The sequence below is a fragment of the Micromonospora sp. WMMD882 genome (genome assembly GCF_027497255.1).
Classification (GTDB): Bacteria; Actinomycetota; Actinomycetes; order Mycobacteriales; family Micromonosporaceae; genus Micromonospora.
The window spans coordinates 3,672,702-3,690,091 of the sequence record NZ_CP114903.1 but is presented as its reverse complement, the minus strand read 5'-3'; the positions used below and the strand labels follow the sequence as shown (position 1 = coordinate 3,690,091).

The following is a 17,390-nucleotide window of genomic DNA, read 5'->3' as shown; positions in this document are numbered from 1 at the left end:
CCGCCGTGACGACGCCGGACCGGCGGATCGCGATCGTCGGCATGGCCGCGCTCATGCCGGGGGCCGCCGACCTGGAGAGCTACTGGCGCAACCTGGTCAACGGCGTGGACGCGATCACCGACGTCCCGGAGCACCGCTGGGACGACGAGTTCTACGACCCCGAGCAGGCCCACCGGCCGGACCGGATGTACTGCCGGCGGGGCGGCTTCGTGGACGAGTACGCCACCTTCGAGCCGTTGAAGTTCGGCGTGATGCCCACCTCGGTCCACGAGATCGAGCCGGACCAGCTCATCACTCTCGAAGTGGCCGCGAAGGCGATCGACGACGCGGGCGGGCCGGACAGGCTGCCCCCGGGCGAGCGGGTCGGGGTGATCCTGGGCCGGGGCGGCATCCTCAGCCCCGCCCAGGCCCGGTACGCGCAGCGGGTCCGGATGTCCAGCCAGGTCATCTCGATCCTGCGGGAGCTGGTCCCGGACGTCGACCCGGCCCGGCTGGAGATGCTCCGTAAGAAGTTCGACGAGCGGCTCGGCCCGTACCAGCCGGAGGGGACGATCGGCCTGGTGCCGAACCTGGCCGCCTCCCGGGTGGCGAACCGGCTCAACCTGCGTGGCCCGGCGTACACGCTGGACGCGGCGTGCGCCTCCTCGCTGATCGCCGTCGACCAGGGCATCACCGAGTTGCAGAACGGCCGGTTGGACGCGGTGCTGGCCGGTGGCGTGCACCACGTGCACGACATCAGCTTCTGGTCGGTGTTCAGCCAGCTCCGGGCGCTGTCCCGGCGGGGCGAGTCCCGGCCGTTCGACGCGGGCGCCGACGGGCTGCTGATCGGCGAGGGCACCGGCATCGTGGTGCTGAAGCGGTACGCCGACGCGCTGCGCGACGGCGACCGGGTGTACGCGGTGATCCGGGGCAGCGGGGTCTCCAGCGACGGCAAGTCGGCGAGCATGTTCAACCCGGCCGTCTCCGGTCAGGTGCTCGCCATCCAGCGCGCCTGGGAGGCGGCCGGGCTGGACCCGACCGCGCCGGACGCGGTGGGCATGCTGGAGGCGCACGGCACCGGCACCCCCACCGGTGACGCCGCCGAGCTGACCACCGTCGGGCAGACCTTCGGGGCGTACCGGGGCGGGCCGAAGCCGGTGATCGGCTCGGTGAAGTCGATGATCGGGCACACCATGCCGGCGGCCGGCTCGGCCGGCCTGATCAAGACGGTGCTGGCTATCCACCGGGGCACGCTGCTGCCCACCCTGCACTGCGACAACCCGCGCGCGGAGATGGCCGGCACCCGGTTCGCGCCGATCACCGAGGCCCGACCGTGGGAGAGCGACGGTCCACGTCGGGGCGCGGTGAACGCGTTCGGCTTCGGCGGGATCAACGCGCACGTGATCGTCGAGCAGACGCCCGACCAGCCGGCTGTGGCGCTGCCCACCACCGGCCTGGTCACGGCGGCCGGCGGGAAGGTCGTGGTGGACGAGCCGGACCAGGTGCTCTGGTTGGCCGCGCCGACCCCGGCCGCGCTGGCCGAGGCGTTGGCGGCCGACGACGCGACGGTCCGCCGGCTCGGCACGGAACGGGCCCAGGCCGGGCCCGGCCCGGTGACCGCCGCCGAACGGGTCCGGCTGGGCATCGTCAACCCCAGCGCCAAGCTGCTCACCGTGGCCCGCAAGACGGTGGCCCGGGGGCAGGCGTGGCGCGGCGGCCGGGACATCTGGTTCACCCCGGATCCGCTGCTGACCGGCGGCGGCAAGCTCATCTCGGTCTTCCCCGGCCTGGAGGCGGAGTTCTCGCCGCGGACCAGCGACCTGTCCGCCCACTTCGGCCTGCCGGACCGGCCCTGGTCGATGGCGGACCTCGGGCAGCACGGCGCCGGCCTGATCGAGGTCGGCAAGCTCCTGCACGAGGCGTTGGGCCGGATGGGCGTCACGCCGGACGCGGTCGCCGGGCACAGCATCGGCGAGTGGACGGCCGCCGCGGTGAGCGGCCAGGCCGACGGGGCCAGCATGGACGAGTTCCTCACCATGTTCAGCGCCGAGTCGGTGAAGATCACCGGGTACGTGTTCGCCGCCGTCGCCACCGCCGCCGACCAGGTCACGCCGCTGCTGGCGGACTTCCCCGGCGTGGTGCTCTCGCACGACAACGCGCCGCAGCAGTGCGTGGTCAACGGGCCGGAGTCGGAAATCGACAGGCTGGTGGACGTGCTGCGCGGGCGGAACGTGTTCTGCCAGAAGCTGCCCTTCGAGTCGGCGTTCCACACGCCGATCTTCGGTGACGGTCTCCGCTCGATCGGCGCGGCGCTGGGCCGGCTGAAGGTCCGGCCGGGTCAGCTTCCGGCCTGGTCGGGCACCCTGGCCGGGCCGTTCCCCGACGACGCCGACGAGATCCGGACCCTGTTCATCCGGCACATGATGGAGCCGGTGTGGTTCCGGCAGACCGTCGCCAACATGTACGACGCCGGTTTCCGGGTCTTCCTCCAGGTCGGCGCGGGGCAGCTCGCCTCGCTGATCGACGACAACCTGCGCGGCCGGGACCACCTGGCCGTTCCGGTCAACGTGGCGCACCGGGGCGGGCTCAACCAGCTCCGCCGGGTGGCGACCGCGCTCTGGGTCGAGGGCGGCGCGCCGGACCTGCGGGTGCTGGACGCCCCGACCGGTCGGCCGGCGAAGCCGACGAGCACGGTGGGCACCGGCAAGCGGGGCCCGACCCTCAAGCTCGACCTGGGCGGGCCGCTGGTCCGGCTCGGCGACGACGTGGCCGGCCTGCTGGGTGTCTCGGCGGCGGGCGACGGACTCCCGGCGACCGCGCCGACCGCGTCGGCCGGTGTCCGCCCGGCGGCTTCCCCGGCGACCGGGGAGACCGGCGCGGCGGCGGCCGCGTTGCAGCAGCTCGCCGGGCACTCCCGGGCGGCGGCCGAGCTCGCCGCCCTGCTCCGGGACACCGCCCAGGGCACGGCCAACGTGCTGGCCGCCGCCGGTGGCCCCGCCGCGCCGGCCCGGCAGCGTCCGCCCGTCCCGCCGGCGCCGGGCGCCCGCCCGGTGACCCCGCCGGCCGCCCGGCCGGCGGCCACCCCGACCCGCCCGGCGTCCCCCGCCGCCCGGCCGGTGACCCCGCCGACCCGGACCGTCCCGCCGACTCCGGCCGCCGCGCGTCCCGCGACCCCGCCGGCCCGGCAGACCCCGCCGGCCCAGCCGGCTCCGGCCGCGCGGGTCGCCGGGTCGCCCGCCCGGCCGGCCGTCGCGCCGGCCCGGGAGGTCGGACGGGTCACCCTGCGGGTCTCCATGGAGACCATGCCGTACCTGATCGACCACTGCTTCTTCGTGCAGCCGGACGACTGGCCGAACGTGGAGGACCGGTGGCCGGTGGTGCCGGCGACCGCCCTGGTCCAGCACATGATGGACGCCGCCGAGCAGGTCCTGCCCGGCCAGCGGGTGATCGCGGTGCACGACGCCAAGTTCAACAGGTGGCTGATCGCCGAGCCGGCCCAGGACGTCGTGATCACCGTCCGGGAGGCCGGCGCCAACCGGTACACCTGCGCGATCGGCACGTACGCCCGGGCCACCGTGGAGATGGCCGCGGCGTACCCGACGCCCACCGAGCGACCCTGGACGCACGACCCGGCGACCGAGCGTCCCACCACCCTGCCCGCCGACCAGATGTACGCGGAACGACTGATGTTCCACGGGCCCCAGTTCCAGGGGGTCACCAGGATCCACGCGATCGGCGACATGCACGTGCGGGGCGAGGTCACCGCGCCGGTGCCGCCCGGCGCGCTGCTGGACAACGCGCTCCAGGTGATCGGCAACTGGCTGATCACCACCCAGCCGGTACGGACGGTGGCGCTGCCGGTCGGCCTGCGGCACGTCGAGTTCTTCGGCCCGCCCCCGCCGCCCGGTCGGGCGTTCGAGTGCGTCGCCCGGGTCCGGTCCATCGACGACGGGCAGCTCATCGCGGACACCCAGCTCAGCTACCAGGGCCGGGTGTGGGCGCAGATCAACGGCGCGGTGGACCGGCGGTTCGACAGCCACCCGCAGGCCCGGATCGCGGAGCGGTTCCCGGAGAAGTACCCGATGTCGCTGTTCCAGCCGGAGGGCTGGACGATGGCCTTCGACTGCTGGACCGACCTGGTCACCCGGGGCATGGCCGCGCGCGGGATCCTCGGCGGCGCCGCCAACGCCGAGTACGAGAAGCAGCCGGCGAAGACCCGTAAGCAGTGGATGCTCGGCCGGATCGCGGCCAAGGACGCCGTCCGGGCCCGCCTCTGGGAGGACGGGCACACCGACATCTACCCGATCGAGCTGACCGTGGGCAACGACCCGGACGGCCGTCCGTACGTGCGGGCCCGGGAGGGCCGGGGCATGCGTGACTGCGACGTGTCGCTGGCGCGCTGCCAGGAGGTCGGCGTGGCCATCGCGAAGCCGCGTATTCCGGGCGTGCCGATCGGCGGGCCGGGCGTCGGCATCGACGTCGCCGAGCTGGGCGACCTGCCGGCGGGCCTCGTGCTCGACCCGACCGAGACCGCGCTGCTGGCGTCGCTGGCCGGCACGGACCCGGCGGCCCGGCAGCTCTGGTCGACCCGGTTCCGGGCCGCCCGGGAGGCGGTCGGCAAGGCCGAGGGGGTCGGACCGGCCGGCGGCGACCGCCCGATCCGGGTCCGCGCGGCCACCGACGACGCGTTGACCGTCGAGGTGGCCGGGCGCACCTACCAGGTCGGGCACCGCGCCGTCGACAACCCGGACGACCTGCCGAAGCGCCGGTACGTCGTTGCCTGGACCTGGGGCCCGGAGCCCGCCACCGCGCCCGGTGACGCCCGTTCGTGACCCGCTGGCGGGTCCCGGACCCGCCAGCCCCGCTCAGCCGATCTGCCCGACGAAAAGGAGCAACCATGTCCGAGACCCAGGCCAAGGTCCTCGCCGACATCACGAAGATGATCCAGGCCGTGCTCGGTGACTTCGTGGCCGACCAGGAGATCACCATGGACACCACCTTCCGGGACGAGCTCGGGATGGAGAGCATCGACGTGGTCTCCCTCGCCGGCCGGCTCCAGACCCGGTACGGCGACAGCGTCAACTTCGCCCACTTCGTCGCCAAGCTGGACCTGGAGACCGTCGGTGACCTGACCGTCGGGCAACTGGTCACGCACATCGCGGACGCGGTGGACGCGAAGGCGTCGGGCCCGGTCGAGGTGGCCGCCCGGTGACCATGCTCCAGGCGAACGGGATCACGCTGCACGTGCAGCGGCTCGACCCGGCGGTGGCGGCGGCCGACCCGGCCCCGCCGCCGGCCGGCGCCGCCGGCGGGCTGCCGACCGCCGTGCTGATCCACGGCATGGCCTCGGACACCATGGCGAGCTGGTACTTCACCCTGGCCGAGCCGCTGGCCGGGGCGGGGTTCCCGGTGGTCCTGTACGACCTGCGTGGGCACGGCCGCAGCGAGCGGCCGGCCCGCGGGTACGCCCTCGACGACTTCGTCGACGACCTGGCGGCGCTGCTCGACGAGCTGGCCGTCACCGGGCCGGTGCTGCTGCTGGGCAACTCGTTCGGCGGCACGATCGCCTTCGGTTACGCGGCCCGGCACCCGGAGCGGGTCGTCGGCATCGTGGCCGTCGAGTCCGCCCCGCCGGTCCAGGAGTGGATGGTGCGGGTGCGGGAGCGGCTCGCCCGGGTGGCGGCCCGGCTTCCGCAGGAGGGCGCGGTGGCCGAGATCGGCGCGCGGCGGGGCCGGATCGCGGGCCGCCGGGCCGCCGAGACCAGCCAGATGCTGACCACCACCAGCCTCGCCGAGGAGCTGCCGGCGAGCCGGCTGCCGTCGGTGGACCGGTTGTCCGCCCTCACCTGCCCGGTGCTCTGCCTCTACGGGGGCCGGTCCGCCGTGGTCGAGCTGGCCCCGACCACCCGGTCGCTGCTACCCCGGGCGCGGACGGTCGTTTTCCCGGAGGAGAAGCACACCGTCCTGATCGACCAGCCCGACCGGGTACGTCGGCACGTCTTCCACTGGTTGGCCGCCGAGTGTGGTCTGCCGGTGCCGGACGGCCGCCACGACGAAGGCGCGGACCCCGTCGGGCAGGGGCTCGGCGTCGACCACTCCACCACCCGATGACCACGCGAGACATAGCAGGAGGAGCAGGCATGGACACCCCGATCACCGGCCGGTCGATCATCATCAGCAGCGGACGGTGCGGGTCGACCCTCCTGTCCGACCTGATCGCGGAGGAGCGGGACACCCTCTCCGCCCAGGAGTTCTTCATGTCGGTCGCGCCGTGGGCGCGCAGCGCCGAGGTGATCAGCGGGGCGGAGTACTGGGCGGTGCTGTCCAGCCCCAAGGCCGAGCTGTCCACCCTGTTCCGGATCGGGCTGCCGCCGAAGGAGCTGCACTACCCGACCACCGGCCGGTGGGGTGACCGGATGGTCGACCTGCCCCGGATCCTGGCGATCACCCTGTCCAAGGTCGCCGACGACCCGGACGCGCTGTTCGACCAGCTCGCCGAGCGGGTGCCCGGCTTCCCGGAGCAGAGCGTGGCCCGGCACCACCAGAGCTTCCTGGACCTGCTGGCCCGACTCACCGGGCGCAAGCGCTGGGTGGAGCGCTCCGGCGGGTCCAGCCACGTCGCCCCGTACCTGATCAAGGGGTTCCCGGAGGCGAAGATCGTCTACCTGACCCGGGCCTGGGAGCCGACCGCGAAGTCGATGAGCCGGCACTCCTCGTTCCAGTTGATCCAGCTCCGGATCGAGTTCCTGGGCCGCTGCGGGATCGACCCGTTCCGGGTGCAGCCGGGCGACGAGGTCCCCGCCGAGATGGTGCCGTACCTGCCGGAGAACCTGACCGCCGAGGCGTTGCGCGAGCGCGGCCAGGACCTGCGCCGCTACCTGGGTCTCTGCGCGTTCATGGCGGCCCAGACCGAGCAGGCGCTGGCCGACCACCCGCCCGCGCACCTGCTGACCATGACGTACGAGGAGCTGGTGGCGGACCCGGTCGGCGAGCTGGTCCGGCTCGGCGACTTCCTCGACTTCGACGACCCGCGGGCGTGGGCCGAGAGCGTGGCGGACCAGGTCGTCGACCCGTCCCGCCCGCGCCAGCCGGTCGGCTGAGCCGGCCCGTCCTGTCCCGAGCCAACGGCCGGCCGTCCTGGTCGGACCACCGTTCCATCACCATCGTGAAAGTGAGAGAAAGTTGAAACCCATCCGGAACCACCGGAGACGGCTGTGGGCGGCCGTCGCGGTACTGGGACTCGGGGTCGTGCTGGCGACCCCGGCCGGCGCGCTGGCCGCCCCCACGGCCGGTGAACAGGCCGACCGACCGGGCGGCGGGCCGAACCCGCAGGTGCTGGCGAAGGCCGCGCCGGACGAGTGCTTCGCGGGCATCGGCCAGCCCTATCCGGAGGGCCCGCCCTGCGCCAGCGGCCAGGCCAAGGTCAACCAGGCGTACCTGTGGGGGATGACCCGGGCCGGCGACAGGCTGTTCTTCGGCACCGGCGCGAACGTCAACTGCCTGACCAGCGGACGGACCCTCGGCAACAACCAGCCGGCGATCAACGACGACTGGGTCTGCGAGTACCAGGAGAGCCAGCTCGCCAAGGCCAACCCGCAGTTGCCGGGCTCGCTCGGTGACCACCGGATGCCCCGGCTCTACATGTACGACACCGGGGCGGAGCAGCTCACCGAGAAGACCGACCTGGTCCGGGCCTCCCAGCCCGACCTCGACCGGCTGCGCGGCACCGTCGGCATCCGGGCGGCCGGCAACTTCGGCGGGGTGGCCCTGCTCGGTGGCCCGGCCCTCGGCCAGACCATCAACCTGTTCGCCTTCGACACCGACACCGGCGCGTTCCTCGGCTCGCGGAACTTCCCCGAGTTCGGCAACATCCGGCACTTCACCGTCGCCGAGGGCGCCCTGTACGCGGGCGTCGGCGTCGGCGCGAACGGCGGGGTGCGGGGTCACGTGCTGCGCTGGACGGGCAGCAAGACCGACCCGTTCAGCTTCGCCATGGTGGGCACCCTGCCCGCGCAGGCGGCCGACCTGACCGTCCACGACGGGCGGATCTTCGTCAGCACCTGGCCCGGCTCGGACGGCGAGCTGGCCACGGCGGCGGACGACGAGCCGACCCCGCCGAGCAAGCTCGCCTCGGTCTGGATGAGTCCGGTCCTGCGCTCGGGCGAGCCGGGGCTCACCCCGGACGACGTGGACGCCTGGCAGCAGGTCTGGGAGGTCTCCGCGTACGAGCCGGACATCGTGGTGGCGAACAGCTACGGCCTGGGCGGCCTGGCCTCGTTCGGCGGGTACCTCTACTGGGGCACCATGCACGTGCCGATGAAGGCCAGCACCCTGCACCTGACCAAGTACCCGCCGGCCGACGAGGAGGGGATCAAGGCCACCGTGCAGAACACCCAGCGGGCGATCAGCATCTACCGGGGCAAGGGCTTCGGTGGCAAACGGCAGAAGGTCGACCTGTTGTACGGGGCGACCGAGCTGCCCGCCTGGGACCCGGCGGCGAACGACGGCGCGGGCGCCTGGGCGATGACGTCCACCGGGCAGACCCCGCTGTACGGCAAGTCCGGCTTCGGTGACCCGTACCTGAACTACACCTGGAAGATGGCGGTGGCCGGGGGCAAGCTCTTCGTCGGCACGATGGACTGGAGCTACCTGGCCAAGGAGTTCGCCCAGGAGACCGCCGCGTCGCTGGGTCTGCCGGCCGGGGCGGCGCAGGGCCTCGCCGAGGCGCCGCTGGCCGCCGCGGCGGCGGCCGAGCGGCCCGTGCCGGCCGACCGGGTGGCGGTGGCCGACGACGAGCCGGGCCTGCCGGACCCGAAGTTCGGCGGGGACCTGCTGGTCTTCGAGTCCACCAGGAAGCCGGCGAAGGTGGTCAGCGACACCGGCGTGGGCAACTACCTCAACTACGGCGTCCGCAACATGGTCGTCGACGGGACCGACCTGTACCTGGGGATGGCCAACCCGATGAACCTGCGGACCGACCCGACGGACGACGTCCCGGAGGGCGGCTGGGAGCTGATCAGGATGAACGCCCGGCGCTGCTGACGTCTCACCAGGTCGTCCGGGTCCCGGTGGTGGTGCGGGGGCAGACACCACCGTCGGGGCCCGGATCCGGTCGGTTTTCCTTGTCCGGAACGTGGCGAAGTCCTGACACTCCTCGAACATTGGCGGGGGAAAGTGTACTTATGATGCCTTTGATCCCCCTTTCCGGGGAAACTGCCGTCGGCCAGCCGGGCACCGCCCGGCGGCGCGTCCCGTCCCGGCTCCTGACGCTCTCCGTCGCCCTGGTCGCCCTGACCGTCGCCGGCTGCACCACCCCCGGCGACCAGCCCCCGCCGGACGACGCCCGACCGTCGGCCAGCACGGGCGCGTCGCAGGCCGACCCGGGCGCGCCACGCCCCGGCGCGGACGTGCCGGCCGGCTCCAGCGCGCACACCCTGACCGTGGACGGCCAGGAACGCACCTACCGGCTGTACCGGCCGGCCTCGGTGGACCTGACCGGGCCGGTGCCGCTCGTCGTCATGCTGCACGGCGCGGCCGGCACCGGCGAGCAGGCCGAAGAGGCGTACGGCTGGCCCGAGCAGGCCGACCGGGGCGGCTTCGTGGTGGCCTTCCCGGACGGCGTGAAACGCGCCTGGCGGGCCAGTGACCTCTGCTGCGGCCAACCGGTCCGGCAGGACGTCGACGACGTCGCCTTCGTCGAGGCGCTGGTGGGTGAGCTGCGCGACCGGATGCCGGTGGACCCGGCCCGCACCTACGTCAGCGGGATCTCCAACGGCGGGCTGCTCGCGTACCGGCTGGCCTGCGACACCGACCTGTTCGCCGCGGTCGGCGTGGTGGCCACCACGCTGGCCGGCGAGTGCCCGTCCCCGAAGCCGGTGAGCGTGCTGCACATCCAGGGGATGCGCGACCAGACCATGCCGGTGCGGGGCGGCCCGGGCAAACGGGACAACGGCGGCACCGGCCGGAACCCGGTGAAGATCGACGGACCGCCGCTGACCGAGCTGATCGGAATGTGGCGCGACGTCGACGACTGCGCCACCCCCGAGCAGAACGTCGACGGCCCGGTCACCCGCTCCACCACGGACTGCGCGCAGGGCCGCTCGGTCGACCTGGTCACCATCGCCGACGCCGGCCACCAGTGGCCGGGCGGCAAGCCCAACTCCCGGGTCGAGCAGCTCCTCGGCCTCGAACCCCCGTCGACCGCGCTGGACGCCACCACCGAGATCTGGACGTTCTTCCACGCGCACCCCCGACCGGCCGGCGCCTGACGCCGACCGGCCCCGCACCAGGAACAGGAGTACGGCATGCCCAGCAGAGACGGTCCGGCGGCGGTGGAGGTCGTCGACCTCGTCAAGCGCTACCCGCGCAGCGAGACCAACGCCGTCGACGGGATCTCGTTCACCGTCGCGCCGGGCGAGACCTTCGGCCTGTTCGGGCCGAACGGGGCCGGCAAGTCCACCACCATCGGCATCCTCACCACCCGGCTGCGGGCCACCGGCGGCCGGGCCCTGGTCGGCGGCGTCGACGTCGGCCGGGACCCGGTCACCGCCCGCGCCCAACTGGCGGTGGTGCCCCAGCACAACAACCTGGACCGTGCGCTCACCCCCCGGCAGAACCTCGTCTACCACGCCGCCTACCACGGCGTGCCCCGGGCCGAGGCGGAGAAACGGGCCACCGAGCTGCTGGACCGCTTCGGCCTCAGCGACCGCGCCGACCGGCGCATCGAGGCGTACTCGGGCGGGATGGCGCAACGGCTCATGATCGCCCGGGCCTGGATGCACGAGCCGGCGGTGCTCTTCCTCGACGAGCCCACCAACGCGCTGGACCCGCAGACCCGGCTGCTGATCTGGAGCCGGGTCCGGGAGATGCGCGACCGGGGCGTGTCGATCGTGCTCACCACCCACGCGATGAACGACGCGGCCAACCTGGTCGACCGGGTCGGCATCGTCGACCAGGGCCGGCTGCTCACCCTGGACACCCCGCAGAACCTGGTCCGGGGGCTCGCCGGCCAGGCCATCCTCGACCTGACCGTCACCCCGGCCCCGCGGGACGACGCCGACGCGGTGCTCGACGCGCTGCGCGAGCTGGACGGCGTACGCAAGGCGGAGCGTCGCCCGCTGCCGGCCGGCGCGCCCGGACGGGCCGGCTGGCGACCCGGCGCCGGGCTGGCCGGCGCGCTCGGCGGCGCGGGCGGCGCCCTCGGCGGCGGCGGTGGCGCGCTCGGCGGCGGGGCCCGGGCCGCCGCGCTGGCCGCGCTCGCCGCACGGGCCCGGGCCAACGGCGACGCCTCCACCGCCACGCTGCCCGCGCCGGGCGGACGCGGCGGCCGGATCCGGGTACGCCTGCACCTCGCCACCGACCCGGCCGCCCTGCTCGGCCCGGCGCTGGCCCTGCTCACCACCCGCTCGGCGGCGCTCAACGACATCCACATCGGCGAACCCAGCCTGGAGGACGTCTTCATCGAACTCACCGGAAGGGACCCGCGGTGACCACCCTCGACACCCCCACCCCGGTACGGCCGGAGGTCGCCCCCCGGCCCCGGCCGGCCACCGCCCGGGTCTTCCTCGCCCTGCTCCGCCGCGACCTGATGGTCACCGGCAAGGAGCTGTGGGTGATCCTGATCCAGGTCGGGATGACGCCGCTGTTCATGCTCTTCGTGTTCAGCACCATCCTCGGCGGGCAGGGCATCGTGGAACGCTCCTTCGCCAACCTGTTCCTGCCCGGCGTGATCGCGCTGGCCGCCCTCACCACCGCGTTGCAGAGCACCGCCCTGCCGCTGGTGAAGGAGTTCGGCTTCACCATGGAGATCGAGGACCGGCTGCTCGCCCCGCTGTCCACCAGCCTGGTCGCGGTCGGCAAACTGGTCGTCGCCACGATCCGGGGGGTGTTCGCGGCGGTGCTGATGTACCCGCTGGGCGCGCTCGTCGTGGGCTCCGCGCCGTGGCGGCTGGAAGGGCTCCCGATCGCGCTGCTGGTGGCGCTGCTGGGCGCCTGGGTCGGCGGCGGCATCGGGATGACCCTCTCCACCATCCTGCCGATCCAGCGGATCAACGTCACCTTCTCGGTGATCGTCACCCCCATCATCTGGACCGGCTGCATCCACTACCCGTGGCCCCGGCTGGAGTCGATGCCCTGGTTCCAGGTGGTCACCGCGCTCAACCCCATGACGTACGTCTCGGAGGGGGTGCGCGGGGCGCTGCTGCCCGCCGTGCCCCACCTGCCGGCCTGGGTGTGCGTCCTGGTGCTGACCGGCGCAGCCGCCGCGCTGACCTGGCTCAGCGTGCGATCCTTCACCCGGCGGGCCGTCCAGTGACGACGGTCCGACCCGGCGCCCGGCGGTCCGTCCAGTGACGACCGACGGGCCCCGCGTCCGGCCCCTGCCTCCGGCGGGCCGTCGCGAGACGGCCCGCTCCGCCCCGATCTCGCCCGAGGAGCGCCCATGTCGACGTTGAACCCCCCGGAATCCGACGGCGGACTCGCCCAGTGGCTCGCCACCCGCGCGGGTGAGCTGCTGCTGGCGGTACGCGCCGAGCACGGCCACGCCGACCCGGCCGCGCTGAAGGCCGCCGGTGACCGGGCCTCCCACGAGTTCCTCCTGGCCGAGCTGGCCCGCTGGCGACCCAGCGACATGGTGCTCTCCGAGGAGGACGACGGTTCCCGTCGCTCGGTGGCGACCGGCGCCGCCCGCACCCGCCTGGACGCCGACCGGGTGTGGATCGTCGACCCGCTGGACGGCACCCGGGAGTTCTCCGAGGAGGGCCGGTCGGACTGGGCGGTGCACGTCGCCCTCTGGAGCCGGCACGCCTCACCCGTGCACCGGCTGGCCGCCGGCGCGGTCGGACTGCCCGCCCAAGGCCGGGTGCTGACCACCGAGTTCCCGCCCAAACAGCCCGACTCCCGGGCCGACGGCGCCCCGATCCGCCTGGCGGCCAGTCGTAGCCGGCCGCCCGCCTTCCTGACCGATCTGGCCGGTGAGGTCGGCGCGGAGCTGGTGCCGATGGGCTCGGCGGGGGCGAAGATCGCGGCGGTGGTGACGGGTGAGGTGGACGCCTACATCCACGCCGGCGGGCAGTACGAGTGGGACTCGGCGGCTCCGGTCGCGGTCGCCACCGCCGCCGGGTTCCACGCCTGCCGGATCGACGGCACCGCGCTGGCCTACAACCAGGTCGACCCGCGCCTGCCCGACCTGCTGGTGTGCCGTCCGGATCTCGCCACGCCCCTGCTGGACGCGTTGAGCCGGCAACTCGCGGCCGCCGGCACGCGGTCGTCCCGGCCCTCTCCTGAAGGAAAGGAACAGTGATGGACAGCGGATCGAGCCCGGTCTACCAGGCCACCCACCTGGACGCGTTGGAGGCGGAGAGCATCTTCGTGATGCGTGAGGTGGTGGCGGAGATGGAGCGGCCGGTGCTGCTCTTCTCCGGCGGCAAGGACTCCATCGTCATGCTGCGGCTGGCGGAGAAGGCGTTCGCCCCGGCGAACGTGCCGTTCCCGGTGATGCACGTCGACACCGGCCACAACTTCGAGGAGGTGCTGGCGTACCGCGACCAGCGGGTCACCGAGCTGAGCCTGCAACTCATCGTGGCCAGCGTGCCGGAAGCCCTGGTCCGGGGCCTGGTGCGGGAGCCGGGGGACGGCACGCGGAACCGGATCCAGACGCCGGTGTTGTTGGACGCGGTGGAGAAGCATCGTTTCGACGCGTTGTTCGGTGGGGCGCGTCGGGACGAGGAGAAGGCGCGGGCGAAGGAGCGGGTGTTCTCGTTCCGGGACGAGTTCGGGCAGTGGGATCCGAAGAACCAGCGTCCGGAGTTGTGGTCGTTGTACAACGGTCGGCATCATGCGGGTGAGTCGATCCGGGTGTTTCCGTTGTCGAACTGGACCGAGTTGGATGTGTGGCACTACATCGCTCGGGAGCGTATTCCGTTGCCGTCGATCTATTTCGCGCACGACCGTGAGGTCGTCGACCGTGACGGCATGCTCTACGCCGTCCACGAGCACCTGCCGCTGCGGGCGGGGGAGAGGTCCTTCACCGCCCGGGTCCGCTACCGCACCGTCGGCGACGCGTCCTGCACGGCCGCCGTCGCTTCGGACGCGGACACGGTGGAGAAGGTGATCGAGGAGGTCGGGGCGACCCGGATCACGGAGCGGGGCGCGACCCGGGGTGACGACCGGGTGAGTGAGGCCGCCATGGAGGACCGCAAGCGGGAGGGCTACTTCTGATGAGCACCGACACCATGCCATTGCTCGACGGTGACGCCGCCCTGCGGTCGATGGACCTGTTGCGGTTCGCCACCGCGGGCAGTGTGGACGACGGAAAGTCCACCCTCATCGGCCGGTTGTTGTACGACACGAAGTCGTTGTTCTCGGATCAGTTGGCGGCGGTGGAGGCGGTGTCGGCGGCGCGGGGTGACGAGTACACGAACCTGGCGTTGCTGACCGACGGGTTGCGGGCGGAGCGGGAGCAGGGCATCACGATCGATGTGGCGTACCGGTATTTCGCGACGCCGCGGCGGAAGTTCATCATCGCGGACACGCCGGGGCACATCCAGTACACGCGGAACATGGTGACGGGCGCGTCGACGGCTGATCTGGCGTTGATTCTGGTGGATGCGCGTAAGGGTTTGGTGGAGCAGTCGCGGCGGCACGCGTTCCTGTGTTCGCTTCTTCGGGTGCCGCATCTGGTGTTGTGTGTGAACAAGATGGATCTGGTGGACTGGTCGCAGGAGGTGTACGACCGGATCGCCGACGAGTTCACGGCGTTCGCGGCGAAGTTGGAGGTGCCGGATCTGGCGGTGGTGCCGGTGTCGGCGCTCAAGGGTGACAACATCGTGTCGCGGTCGGAGAACATGCCGTGGTACGAGGGTCCGTCGTTGTTGCATCATCTGGAGCATGTGCACATCGCGTCGGACCGGAATCTGGTGGATGTGCGGTTCCCGGTGCAGTACGTGATCCGTCCGCAGTCGACCACCGTCACCGACTACCGGGGTTACGCCGGGCAGGTCGCCTCGGGGGTGGTCAAGCCCGGCGATGACGTCATGGTTCTCCCGTCGGGGTTCATGTCCCGGGTCGCCGCGGTGGAGACCGCTGACGGGCCGGTCGACGAGGCGTTCCCACCGATGTCGGTGACGGTCCGTCTGACCGACGAGATCGACATCTCGCGGGGGGACATGATCTGTCGGCCGAACAACGCGCCCGCTGTCACGCAGGACATCGAGGCGATGGTGTGTTGGATGGACGAGACGCAGCCGTTGCGGGTGGGTGGGAAGTACGCCATCAAGCACACCACCCGGACGGCGCGGGCGATCGTGCGGGACCTGCACTACCGGTTGGACATCAACACCCTGCACCGCGACGACACGGTCACCGGGTTGGGGCTCAACGAGATCGGTCGGGTGCGGTTGCGCACGACGGTGCCGTTGTTGGCCGACGAGTACCGGCGGAACCGGACCACGGGTGGGTTCATCATCATCGACGAGACCACCAACCGCACCGTCGCCGCCGCCATGATCGTCGAAACCACCTGACCCGAACCGACTACAAGCCGACGGCGCGGGCGCTGGCCTCCCAGAGACGGGCGGCCAGCGCCCGGTCGACGGCTTTCGGCAACGGCCGGCGGGGCCGCCGGTCCACGTAGTAGCCGCCGTCGACCAGCCGCGCCGGATCCTCCCGGGCCAGCCAGACCAGGGTGTCCGCGCCCCGCTCCGGGCTGCGGAACGGCAGCACCCGCATGCCGAACGCCACGATCCGGCTGTCGCCGCCGAACCGCGTCCGGACCACGCCCGGGTGGAAGCAGTACGCCGGCACGTCCGGCCACCGCCGGGCCGCCTCGGCGGTGAACAGGATGTTCGCCTGCTTGCTGGTGCCGTACGCGCGCATCGGGCGGTACCGGCGCAGCGGGGCGTTCAGGTCGTCCGGGTCCAGCACGCCGCTGCGGTGCGCGCCGGAGGCGGTGACCACCATCCGGCCGATCCGGTCCCGCAGCAGGTTGCTCAGCAGGAACGGGGCCAGATGGTTGGCCTGCACCGACAGCTCGAACCCGTCGACAGTGGTCGCCGGCTGCAACACGATCGCCCCCGCGTTGTTGGCGAGCACGTCGATCCGGTCGTATGCGGCGCGCAGCCGCTCGGCCAGCCCACGTACGTCGTCCAGCACCGCGAAGTCGGCCCGGAACAGCTCCGGGCGGCGGCCACCGGCCTCCCGTACCCGGTCACCGGCGGCGGTCAGGCGGGCCGGGTCACGGCCGACCAGCACCACCTGGTCGCCACGTCGGGCCAGCTCCACCGCGGCGGCCAGGCCGATGCCCGAGCTGGCCCCGGTCACCACCACCAGCCGTCCCCGCGTGACATCATCCACAGGCTCGTTCTCCCCGGTCACCGGGTGAGGCTACCGTGGCGTGGCCCATCCCCGGCCACCTCCCGGCCGGACGACAGCCGGATGGGGGAAGGAGCGCAGTCGATGGCCACGGTCGGGCGTCCCCGCCGGTCCTGCCTCGCCGTGCCGGGGTCCAGCGTCAAGATGCTCGGCAAGGCCCAGGGCCTCCCGGCCGACCAGGTCTTCCTCGACCTGGAGGACGCGGTCGCGCCGCTGGCCAAGGCGGACGCCCGGCGCAACGTCGTCGCCGCGCTCAACGAGGGCGACTGGGCCGGCAAGACCCGGGCGGTACGCGTCAACGACCTCACCACCGGCTGGACGTACCGGGACGTGATCGACGTGGTCGAGGGCGCCGGCCCGAACCTCGACTGCGTGGTGCTGCCGAAGGTGCGGGACGCCAGCCACGTACGGTGGCTCGACCTCACGCTCACCCAACTGGAGCGGGCCCTCGGCCTGCCGGTGGGCCGGATCGGCATCGAGGCGCAGATCGAGAACGCCGCCGGGTTGGTGAACGTCGACGCGATCGCCGCCGCGCCCCGGGTCGAGACGCTGGTCTTCGGCCCGGCCGACTTCATGGCCTCGATCAACATGCGGTCGCTGGCCGTGGGCGCGCTGATCCCCGACTACCCGGGCGACCCGTTCCACTACGTCCTGATGCGGATCCTGCTGGCCGCCCGTACCCACGACCGGCAGGCCATCGACGGGCCGTTCCTCCAGATCCGCGACGTGGACGGCTTCCGCGTGGCGGCCCGGCGCTCGGCCGCGCTCGGCTTCGACGGCAAGTGGGTGCTGCACCCGGGGCAGATCGAGGCCGCGAACGAGGTCTACGCGCCGGACCAGGCCGACTACGACCGGGCCGAGGCGATCCTGGACGCGTACGGTCACCACACCTCGGCGGCCGGCGGCCGGGTCGGCGCGGTCATGCTCGGCGACGAGATGATCGACGAGGCGTCCCGCAAGATGGCGCTGGTGATCGCCGCCAAGGGCCGCGCCGCCGGCCTGACCCGCACCGGCGGGCCGGCCGGGGCGCCTTCCTGACGCCC

General features: G+C 73.0%; 13 protein-coding genes. 12 read left to right on the top strand and 1 reads right to left on the bottom strand.

The features are described from left to right. Positions 1-5: 5 nt before the first annotated feature. From O7606_RS15360 to O7606_RS15310, 11 genes are all read left to right on the top strand, one after another. Positions 6-4,811, top strand: coding sequence for a type I polyketide synthase (locus O7606_RS15360; protein WP_281594710.1), 4,806 nt, complete (start codon positions 6-8; stop codon positions 4,809-4,811). 65 nt (positions 4,812-4,876) lie between these two features. Continuing rightward, entirely contained in the window at positions 4,877-5,191 is a 315-nt protein-coding gene (locus O7606_RS15355; protein WP_281594709.1) for an acyl carrier protein, read from the top strand. Positions 5,192-5,193: 2 nt separating this feature from the next. Next, entirely contained in the window at positions 5,194-6,090 is an 897-nt protein-coding gene (locus O7606_RS15350; protein ID WP_281599694.1) for an alpha/beta hydrolase, read from the top strand. Positions 6,091-6,119: 29 nt separating this feature from the next. Next, positions 6,120-7,079: a sulfotransferase domain-containing protein gene (locus O7606_RS15345; protein WP_281594708.1), complete on the top strand. Its 960-nt coding sequence runs from the start codon at positions 6,120-6,122 to the stop codon at positions 7,077-7,079. 148 nt (positions 7,080-7,227) lie between these two features. Next, complete coding sequence (locus tag O7606_RS15340) at positions 7,228-9,021, top strand: hypothetical protein (protein ID WP_281594707.1); 1,794 nt, start codon at positions 7,228-7,230, stop codon at positions 9,019-9,021. 143 nt (positions 9,022-9,164) lie between these two features. Beyond that, positions 9,165-10,247 (top strand): PHB depolymerase family esterase, encoded by a 1,083-nt coding sequence (locus tag O7606_RS15335; protein WP_281594706.1) that lies wholly within the window; start codon positions 9,165-9,167, stop codon positions 10,245-10,247. Positions 10,248-10,283: 36 nt separating this feature from the next. Continuing rightward, positions 10,284-11,468: an ABC transporter ATP-binding protein gene (locus O7606_RS15330; protein WP_281594705.1), complete on the top strand. Its 1,185-nt coding sequence runs from the start codon at positions 10,284-10,286 to the stop codon at positions 11,466-11,468. After that, positions 11,465-12,292 carry an ABC transporter permease gene (locus tag O7606_RS15325; RefSeq protein ID WP_281594704.1) on the top strand — a complete coding sequence of 276 codons (828 nt, stop codon included), beginning with the start codon at positions 11,465-11,467 and terminating at the stop codon, positions 12,290-12,292. Before O7606_RS15330 ends, O7606_RS15325 begins: the two co-directional genes overlap by 4 nt. Positions 12,293-12,418: 126 nt before the next feature. Beyond that, entirely contained in the window at positions 12,419-13,279 is an 861-nt protein-coding gene (locus tag O7606_RS15320; protein ID WP_281594703.1) for a 3'(2'),5'-bisphosphate nucleotidase CysQ, read from the top strand. Then, positions 13,279-14,196 carry a sulfate adenylyltransferase subunit CysD gene (cysD, locus tag O7606_RS15315; RefSeq protein ID WP_281594702.1) on the top strand — a complete coding sequence of 306 codons (918 nt, stop codon included), beginning with the start codon at positions 13,279-13,281 and terminating at the stop codon, positions 14,194-14,196. The genes O7606_RS15320 and cysD overlap by 1 nt, the downstream gene beginning before the upstream one ends. Further along, complete coding sequence (locus tag O7606_RS15310; protein ID WP_281594701.1) at positions 14,196-15,500, top strand: GTP-binding protein; 1,305 nt, start codon at positions 14,196-14,198, stop codon at positions 15,498-15,500. Before cysD ends, O7606_RS15310 begins: the two co-directional genes overlap by 1 nt. Positions 15,501-15,510: 10 nt before the next feature. Here the strand turns inward: O7606_RS15310 and O7606_RS15305 are convergent, their stop codons facing one another. Continuing rightward, positions 15,511-16,329 carry an SDR family NAD(P)-dependent oxidoreductase gene (locus O7606_RS15305; RefSeq protein ID WP_281594700.1) on the bottom strand — a complete coding sequence of 273 codons (819 nt, stop codon included), beginning with the start codon at positions 16,327-16,329 and terminating at the stop codon, positions 15,511-15,513. Positions 16,330-16,431: 102 nt separating this feature from the next. Here O7606_RS15305 and O7606_RS15300 point away from each other — a divergent pair, with 102 nt between their 5' ends. Next, on the top strand, positions 16,432-17,385 hold the full coding sequence (locus O7606_RS15300) for a CoA ester lyase (protein WP_281594699.1): 954 nt from the start codon (positions 16,432-16,434) through the stop codon (positions 17,383-17,385). Positions 17,386-17,390: the final 5 nt, after the last annotated feature.

Bases quoted from the DNA above. Each gene is read 5' to 3' on its own strand.
- O7606_RS15355 (WP_281594709.1), top strand. From the start codon at position 4,877: ATGTCCGAGACCCAGGCCAAGGTCCTCGCCGACATCACGAAGATGATC.
- O7606_RS15350 (WP_281599694.1), top strand. From the start codon at position 5,194: ATGCTCCAGGCGAACGGGATCACGCTGCACGTGCAGCGGCTCGACCCG.
- O7606_RS15345 (WP_281594708.1), top strand. From the start codon at position 6,120: ATGGACACCCCGATCACCGGCCGGTCGATCATCATCAGCAGCGGACGG.
- O7606_RS15335 (WP_281594706.1), top strand. From the start codon at position 9,165: ATGCCTTTGATCCCCCTTTCCGGGGAAACTGCCGTCGGCCAGCCGGGC.
- O7606_RS15330 (WP_281594705.1), top strand. From the start codon at position 10,284: ATGCCCAGCAGAGACGGTCCGGCGGCGGTGGAGGTCGTCGACCTCGTC.
- O7606_RS15320 (WP_281594703.1), top strand. From the start codon at position 12,419: ATGTCGACGTTGAACCCCCCGGAATCCGACGGCGGACTCGCCCAGTGG.
- cysD (WP_281594702.1), top strand. From the start codon at position 13,279: ATGGACAGCGGATCGAGCCCGGTCTACCAGGCCACCCACCTGGACGCG.
- O7606_RS15310 (WP_281594701.1), top strand. From the start codon at position 14,196: ATGAGCACCGACACCATGCCATTGCTCGACGGTGACGCCGCCCTGCGG.
- O7606_RS15300 (WP_281594699.1), top strand. From the start codon at position 16,432: ATGGCCACGGTCGGGCGTCCCCGCCGGTCCTGCCTCGCCGTGCCGGGG.